Below are 6,653 nucleotides of genomic sequence, written 5' to 3'. Positions count from 1 at the left end.
CTTGCGCAGTTGCGCTTCACTTCGCTCGTCATGACCAGCTTACGGTGGGACTTCCACCCACAAGAGTGCGCCCATGCTGGGCGCACAAACAAAAACACCCGACACCTTGCGGTGCCGGGTGCTGTGAAGATCAGCGATGGCCGCCGTTTACTTCGTCGCGGCTTCGTAGCGTTCGAGCACGTAATCCCAGTTGATCAGGCTGTCGACGAAGGCTTCGAGATATTTCGGACGGGCATTGCGGTAGTCGATGTAGTAGGAATGCTCCCAGACATCGACGCCGAGGATCGGGTCGGCGCCGTGCACCAGCGGGTTTTCACCGTTCGGGGTCTTGGAGATGACGAGCTTGCCGTCTTTCACCGAAACCCAGGCCCAGCCGGAGCCGAACTGGGTCGTGCCGGCGGCGATGAAATCCGCCTTGAACTTGTCGTAGCCGCCGAGATCGCTGTCGATCGCCGCCTGCAACTTGCCCGGCAGCGAGGTGCCGCCGCCGCCCTTCTTCATCCACTTCCAGAAATGGATGTGGTTGTAGTGCTGGGCGGCATTGTTGAAGAGGGTCTGATGGGTGCCGAAGGACTTCTTCACGACTTCCTCGACCGACAGGTCGCCGAGGCCTGCTTCTGCGGCGAGCTTGTTGCCCGTGTCGACATAAGCCTTGTGGTGCTTGTCGTGATGGAATTCCAGCGTTTCCTTCGACATGTAGGGCGAAAGTGCTTCGTAATCGTAGGGGAGTTCAGGAAGTTCGAAGGCCATTGTCTTACTCCTTTTCAGCAAACACCTTGAACAAGGGTCGAGGCGGAACATAGGAGCGGAGCGGCCAAGAGGCAACGGTGATGTTGCCAAAAATCAAGCCCGCAGGGACAAGACCTCGCTGAATTTTCGGCATACAAGAAACGGGCCGATTCACCCCTATGGAGCCTTTTCATGAAGACCCGATCCGCCCTTGCCGCCATCCTGATCTCGGTCGGCGCCACTGCCGTCCATGCCTCGTCTGACGACGCCTGGTCCGAATTCCGGACGGAGGTGGACAAGGCCTGCGTTTCGGCGGCAAAGGGTCTCATCGAGAAGGGCGAGGCGCTGGTCGATCCTTTCGGCAGCGAGAGCTACGGGCTTGCCGTCGTTTCCGGCAAGGCGGTCGGCGCGAAGATGACGATCAGCGCCATCTGCGTCTTCGACAAGAAGACGAAAAAGGCCGAGATCGGCGGCGAGATCCCGGGCGACAGACTGATGGTGAAGACAGGAAAATAGAAGCCCGAACGCCTGAGGCGACTCCCGTTCTGGAACTTTTGGAAGAATGGGGAATTACAATCGGGCTGGAGGCAAGCCAGTTCGAGGAGCCGATGTTCGATTTCCTGCCATCCGACTTCCTCATCTTCGTCGTCATCGGTTTCCTGGCCCAGATCATTGACGGAGCGCTCGGCATGGCCTTCGGCGTGCTGACGACGACCAGTCTGCTGACGATCGGCGTCGTCCCTTCGATGGCCAGCGCCATGACGCATGTCGCCGAATGCTTCACGACCGCGGCCTCGGGACTTTCGCATCTCTACCACCGCAATGTCGACTGGCGGCTCGTCCTCAGGCTGGCGCCCGCCGGCATGATCGGCGGAGCAATCGGCGCCTATGTGCTCGCCAATATCGACGGCAAGGCGATCGAACCCTTCGTCTCGGTCTATCTGATCGCCATCGGTTTCTTCATCCTCTACAAGGCCTTCCGCCCGCAATTCCCGCGCGACGTGCACGACTGGATCGTGCCCTATATCGGCGGCGCAGGCGGGCTCCTGGACGCCATGGGTGGCGGCGGTTGGGGACCGATCGTGACGAGCAGCCTGCTCGGCCGCGGCCACGACCCGAAAAAGGTGATCGGCTCCACCAACCTCACCGAATTCGCCGTGACCATGGCGATTTCGGCGACCTTCATCCTGGCGCTCGGCTGGAGCGAGCTTGCGCCGGCCCTGGGATTGGTCGCCGGCGGCATCCTGGCTGCCCCGATCGGCGCAATGGTCGTCCGCAGATTACCCGTCAGGCCCTTGATGATCGCCGTCTCGATGATCATCATCGGCACCGCCGCGGTGCGGTTTGTTTGAGGATGGACCGGGGGACGGGAGTGACCGTCGCCTTCCGCGTCGAAGAGCACACGGTCACAATTGCCCGCATTCTCTACGGCGGCAAAAGCCTCGGCGGACCGGATGATGCCGAGGAAGACGACGACCTGTTTTGGAACAACCGCAGCCCTCTCAAAATCTCAGGCGTCGTCGCCGGTCTTGGAGCGCGCCCAATCCATGTAGATTTCCAGGGCCTTGCGGGCGACCGGGCCTTCCTGGAGCTGGCGCTCCTCGAAACGGTTGATCGGCACGATCTTCGAATAGTTGCCGGACGTGAATATCTCGTCGGCATCCATGAAATCATCCACGGTCAGCGTCATCTCGCGCACGTCGAAGCCCGACTGGCGCAACAGGCCGATGACCCGCGAACGGGTGATGCCGGCGAGGAACGTGCCGTTGGCAACCGGCGTCATGACCACGCCGTCCTTGACCATGAAGATGTTCGAAGAGGCGGTCTCGGCGACATTGCCGTTCATGTCGCGAGCGAGCGCGTTGTCAAAGCCGCGGTTACGCGCTTCGAGGATCATGCGGCCGCTGTTCGGATAAAGGCTGCCGGTCTTGGCGCCGGTCATCGCCACTTCCGGATTGGGGCGGCGATAGGGCGAAACGGTGAGCGAGGAGGGCTTGGCGGTGTGCATCGGCGCCTCGAACATGCAGAGCGCGAAGCGGGTGGATTCCGGATCGGCGGCCACGACGCTGAAGGGCATGCCGTGTTCGGCCCAATACATCGGCTTGATGTAGATCGCCGTCTTGCCGTCGAATTTCGCAACGCCTTCCCAAGCGAGCGTCTCGATCTCTTCCGCCTTCATCACCGGGGTCAGGCCCATGTTCTTCGCCGACCGGTTGATGCGCTGGCAATGAAGGTCGAGGTCGGGCGCGATGCCGTCGAACCAGCGGGCGCCGTCGAAGACCGTCGAGCCGAGCCACATGGCGTGCGAGGTTGGGCCGACGAGCTTCGGATTTCCCTCCAGCCATTCGCCATCCACGAAAGTCCAAGTGGTGGTGCGGGCGGCTGTGTTGACAGGCATTTCGGTCTCCTTGGATATTCCAGACTGCGGCGCTTCAAAATTGCGCGGTGAGTGAAGGCCCGCCGCCGCGCCAAGGTCAAGCGATAATATGAAATGAGTCATCACAAAAATTGATGTTTTTATCCATGGAGACCGGACCGGAGGAGTGGCATTTTCCACGCGGTGAAATCCAGAAGAGGGTGTTCTAGATGGCATGGTCGGCGGAGCAATATGTGAAATTCGAGGATGAGCGGACCCGCCCGGCCCGCGACCTTATCGCGCAGGTGCCGCTTGCCTTAGCGACGAAAGCTTATGATCTCGGCTGCGGGCCCGGAAACTCCACCGAACTGCTGGTGGAGCGCTTCGGCGCGGCGAACGTCACCGGCCTCGACAGCGACGACAACATGCTCGCTGCAGCGAGAAAGCGCCTGCCCGGCACCGAATTCACAAAAGCCGATCTCAATACCTGGACACCCGACCAGCAGGCCGACCTGCTCTACGCCAATGCCGTCTTCCAGTGGGTGCCGGACCATCTCGCGGTTCTTGCCCGCCTGATGGATCATCTGAAACCCGGCGGAGTGCTGGCGGTGCAGATGCCGGACAATCGTTCCGAACCCAGCCATTTGCTGATGGAGGAAACGGGAGCTGCCGGCTCCTGGGCTCCGGCCTTCGAAGGCGGCAGGGTGCGGCGTCCGCTTCTTCCCTCGCCCGCCGCCTATTTCGACGCGCTGATGCCGAAGGCCGCCCGCGTGGACGTCTGGCACACGGTCTACTACCACGCGCTCGCCAATGCGTCGGCGATCGTCGAATGGGTCAAGGCCACGGGATTGAGGCCGTATCTCGACGCGGCGGGACGGGAAAATGCCGAAGCCTTCATTGCCGATTATACGGCGCGCATCGCCAAGGCCTATCCGCCGATGGCCGACGGACGGGTGCTCCTGCGCTTCCCGCGCTTCTTCGTCATCGCAGTGAAGGCCTGAGGATCGCTCCGATCTCAAAAAAGGGACATGTCGCATGCTCGTTATTCTGGGCGGATTGCCGGGGGTGGGGAAAACGACGCTCGCACGCGCACTTGCACGGCGGATTGGCGCAGTGCATGTGCGGGTCGATACGATCGAGCAGAATGTTCGGGCTTCCGGAGGCCCGAATTCCGAGGTTGGTCCGGCAGGTTACATGGTCGCCTACGGGATCGCCGAGGACAATCTCACCCTCGGTCAGACAGTCATCGCGGATTCCGTCAATGGCCTGCAGATCACCCGGGAAGCCTGGCTTGCAGTTGCGGAGCGATCGAGCGTGCCGGCCGTCGAGATCGAGGTGACCTGCTCGGACAGGATGGAGCATCGCCGCCGCGCAGAAACCCGTGCGACTGACGTTCCGGGGCTGATCAAACCCACATGGCAGCAGATCACCGACAGGACCTACGAAGATTGGGGCGAACGTCCTCTCGGGATCGATACCGCGACAGCGAGCGTCGATGAGCTGGTCACCGAGTTGGTCCTGAAGCTCGAACTCAGGCGGAAATAGCTCAGTCGCACCTTCTACGGGTTGGGCGGCGGCGGGGCGACAAGCGGATCTTGCGGTGAAGGCCCTCCAACGCGACTGTCACCCTGTGGCCAGTTGCTGTCATTCATCCAGATAATGCTCAGGACGCAGCCGATCAGGATTCCCAGTACCGCAATAAAAAGCCAACGCATCCGTTTGCATCCCTCCTCGTTTCAAGCCGCATGGACCCGGCCGAGGAAGCCTCGAATGAACGGGGCCACCTCATTCAGGCTGGTTTCGAGCAGCCAATGGCCGCCATCGAGGTCGAGTTGCTTGTGCTTTACCCGCACAAGGTCCACGCCGGCATCGGTCATCGTTTCCATGATCCTGTCTCCGTCATGATCCCCTCAAACTGTCTTTCAGCCTGAGACATTCCGTGACCATTTTATGGCAAGGCGGACGACAATATTCGGCGGTGCAGCAAAACGGATTGACTTGGACAAGGCTCGCCTGCACTCTCCGGCTTCGATATTTTTCGTCGCACTGCCCGGAAAACCGCTCAGAACCATGCCGAAAAACCACGTCATGTCGCTCACGCAGGAGCTGGTCGATCTCTGTTTCCGCGAGGAGGCCGATCCCGGCCCGCCGCCGACCTGGGAACCATTCAATGACGCGGATTACGCCTCGCTGGCGGATCAGTTTACCGAAGCGCTCGGCGACAGGCCCCTGTGGATCTTCGCCTACGGATCACTGATCTGGAAACCCGGTTTCGATTCGGTCGCGTGCCAGCGCGCGACCCTCCATGGCTGGCATCGTTCTTTCTCGCTGCGGATCGAGCGCGGTCGCGGCACGCCCGACCAGCCCGGCCTGATGATGATGCTGTCGCGCGGCGGACGCTGCGAGGGAGTGATCTATCAGGTCGCCGAGGAGGAGAAGCGCATCCAGATGGAAAAAGCGCTGCGTCGCGAGGTCAGCAACCGTGAAGGCCTCGGCTCGATGCGCTGGATGCCGGTGAGGACGCAAGGCGGCGAAACGATCCGCGCGCTGGTCTTCTGGGCCGGCGGAACAAGCCGGCGGATCATCCGCCCGCTTTTGCCACTCCACGACGTGGCGCCGGTCCTTGCGCGCGCCTGCGGACATCGCGGCTCCTGCGCCGAATATCTCTATAACACCGTCGTGCATCTTGCGGAATTCGGCATCCGCGACCGCAATCTCTGGCGGCTGCAGGAGCTCGTGGCCAGGGAAATACGGGCGATTTATGCGCGGGAGGCGGTTGGCGCAGAGGCTTGAAGGGATCGGAACCGGACCAAGCACGATCCGCATAAACCGGTTGCAAAGCCAGAGCAGTTGCGATATCCATCAACCGATTTCGTTTTGCAATCGGTCTGGGAGGCCGTCATGCGTCCGATCCTCTATTCGCACCCTTTTTCGTCCTATTGCCAGAAGGTGCTGACCGCCCTTTATGAGAACGGCACCGAATTCGACACCCGCATGCTGGGGCCGGAAGACCCGGACGCCTATGAGGAACTGTGCACGCTATGGCCGGTCAAGCGTTTCCCCATGCTGATGGACAAGGGCAAGCCGGTCTTCGAGGCGACGATCATCATCGAATATCTGCAGGTGCATTATCCAGGGCCGATGAAACTCATTCCCGACGACCCGGATCAGGCAATTGAAGTGCGAATGCTCGACCGCTTCTTCGACAACTATATTTCCACGCCGCAGCAGAGGATCGTCTTCAACGTGCTGCGACCGGAAGACAAACGCGATCCCTACGGCGTGGAAGAGGCGCGCAACATGCTGGACGCAGCCTATGGCTGGCTCGACCAGCGTATGGCAAACCGCGAGTGGGCGGCGGGCGACGATTTCAGCCTGGCCGATTGCGCCGCAGCGCCGTCGCTCTTCTACGCCGACTGGTCGCACGAAATCGCCGAGCGCTTTGCCAATGTGCGAGCCTATCGCAGCCGGCTGCTGGCGCGACCCTCGTTCGCCCGCGCGGTGGACGAGGCGCGACCCTACCGCCCACTCTTTCCGCTCGGCGCGCCCGACCGGGATTAAGGGAAAC

The 6,653-nt window shown here is 61.4% G+C and carries 9 protein-coding genes; 6 read left to right on the top strand and 3 right to left on the bottom strand.

Annotated elements, in window-relative coordinates:
- Nucleotides 1-147: 147 nt before the first annotated feature.
- Entirely contained in the window at nucleotides 148-750 is a 603-nt protein-coding gene (locus J2046_RS04005; protein WP_210049696.1) for a superoxide dismutase, read from the bottom strand.
- Nucleotides 751-921: 171 nt separating this feature from the next.
- Here J2046_RS04005 and J2046_RS04000 point away from each other — a divergent pair, with 171 nt between their 5' ends.
- Together J2046_RS04000 and J2046_RS03995 are read left to right on the top strand one after the other, a co-directional pair.
- Entirely contained in the window at nucleotides 922-1,245 is a 324-nt protein-coding gene (locus tag J2046_RS04000; RefSeq protein ID WP_210049694.1) for a hypothetical protein, read from the top strand.
- A 92-nt stretch (nucleotides 1,246-1,337) separates the two neighbouring features.
- The gene (locus J2046_RS03995; protein ID WP_210049770.1) at nucleotides 1,338-2,081 is read left to right on the top strand and encodes a sulfite exporter TauE/SafE family protein; all 744 of its coding nucleotides are present in this window, start codon (nucleotides 1,338-1,340) and stop codon (nucleotides 2,079-2,081) included.
- 158 nt (nucleotides 2,082-2,239) lie between these two features.
- Here the strand turns inward: J2046_RS03995 and J2046_RS03990 are convergent, their stop codons facing one another.
- Nucleotides 2,240-3,127 carry a branched-chain amino acid aminotransferase gene (locus J2046_RS03990; RefSeq protein WP_210049693.1) on the bottom strand — a complete coding sequence of 296 codons (888 nt, stop codon included), beginning with the start codon at nucleotides 3,125-3,127 and terminating at the stop codon, nucleotides 2,240-2,242.
- A gap of 188 nt (nucleotides 3,128-3,315) precedes the next feature.
- Between J2046_RS03990 and tam the strand changes: the two genes are divergently transcribed.
- Complete coding sequence (gene tam / locus J2046_RS03985) at nucleotides 3,316-4,086, top strand: trans-aconitate 2-methyltransferase (protein ID WP_210049691.1); 771 nt, start codon at nucleotides 3,316-3,318, stop codon at nucleotides 4,084-4,086.
- A gap of 34 nt (nucleotides 4,087-4,120) precedes the next feature.
- Nucleotides 4,121-4,630: an AAA family ATPase gene (locus tag J2046_RS03980; protein ID WP_210049689.1), complete on the top strand. Its 510-nt coding sequence runs from the start codon at nucleotides 4,121-4,123 to the stop codon at nucleotides 4,628-4,630.
- 191 nt (nucleotides 4,631-4,821) lie between these two features.
- On the opposite strand, the gene J2046_RS34305 is transcribed toward J2046_RS03980, so the two are convergent.
- Entirely contained in the window at nucleotides 4,822-4,971 is a 150-nt protein-coding gene (locus J2046_RS34305; protein WP_411828452.1) for a hypothetical protein, read from the bottom strand.
- A 184-nt stretch (nucleotides 4,972-5,155) separates the two neighbouring features.
- Between J2046_RS34305 and J2046_RS03970 the strand changes: the two genes are divergently transcribed.
- Nucleotides 5,156-5,878: a gamma-glutamylcyclotransferase gene (locus J2046_RS03970; RefSeq protein ID WP_210049687.1), complete on the top strand. Its 723-nt coding sequence runs from the start codon at nucleotides 5,156-5,158 to the stop codon at nucleotides 5,876-5,878.
- A 108-nt stretch (nucleotides 5,879-5,986) separates the two neighbouring features.
- Nucleotides 5,987-6,646 carry a glutathione S-transferase family protein gene (locus tag J2046_RS03965; RefSeq protein ID WP_210049685.1) on the top strand — a complete coding sequence of 220 codons (660 nt, stop codon included), beginning with the start codon at nucleotides 5,987-5,989 and terminating at the stop codon, nucleotides 6,644-6,646.
- Nucleotides 6,647-6,653 lie beyond the last annotated feature (7 nt).

The sequence above is a fragment of the Neorhizobium petrolearium genome (assembly GCF_017873175.1).
Classification (GTDB): Bacteria; Pseudomonadota; Alphaproteobacteria; order Rhizobiales; family Rhizobiaceae; genus Neorhizobium; species Neorhizobium petrolearium.
This window is presented reverse-complemented; position numbering and strand designations above follow the sequence as displayed.

What these genes read in the sequence shown, in the direction of transcription:
- J2046_RS04005 (WP_210049696.1), bottom strand. Translation starts at nt 750, where the DNA reads ATGGCCTTCGAACTTCCTGAACTCCCCTACGATTACGAAGCACTTTCG.
- J2046_RS04000 (WP_210049694.1), top strand. Translation starts at nt 922, where the DNA reads ATGAAGACCCGATCCGCCCTTGCCGCCATCCTGATCTCGGTCGGCGCC.
- J2046_RS03995 (WP_210049770.1), top strand. Translation starts at nt 1,338, where the DNA reads ATGTTCGATTTCCTGCCATCCGACTTCCTCATCTTCGTCGTCATCGGT.
- J2046_RS03990 (WP_210049693.1), bottom strand. Translation starts at nt 3,127, where the DNA reads ATGCCTGTCAACACAGCCGCCCGCACCACCACTTGGACTTTCGTGGAT.
- tam (WP_210049691.1), top strand. Translation starts at nt 3,316, where the DNA reads ATGGCATGGTCGGCGGAGCAATATGTGAAATTCGAGGATGAGCGGACC.
- J2046_RS03980 (WP_210049689.1), top strand. Translation starts at nt 4,121, where the DNA reads ATGCTCGTTATTCTGGGCGGATTGCCGGGGGTGGGGAAAACGACGCTC.
- J2046_RS34305 (WP_411828452.1), bottom strand. Translation starts at nt 4,971, where the DNA reads ATGGAAACGATGACCGATGCCGGCGTGGACCTTGTGCGGGTAAAGCAC.
- J2046_RS03970 (WP_210049687.1), top strand. Translation starts at nt 5,156, where the DNA reads ATGCCGAAAAACCACGTCATGTCGCTCACGCAGGAGCTGGTCGATCTC.
- J2046_RS03965 (WP_210049685.1), top strand. Translation starts at nt 5,987, where the DNA reads ATGCGTCCGATCCTCTATTCGCACCCTTTTTCGTCCTATTGCCAGAAG.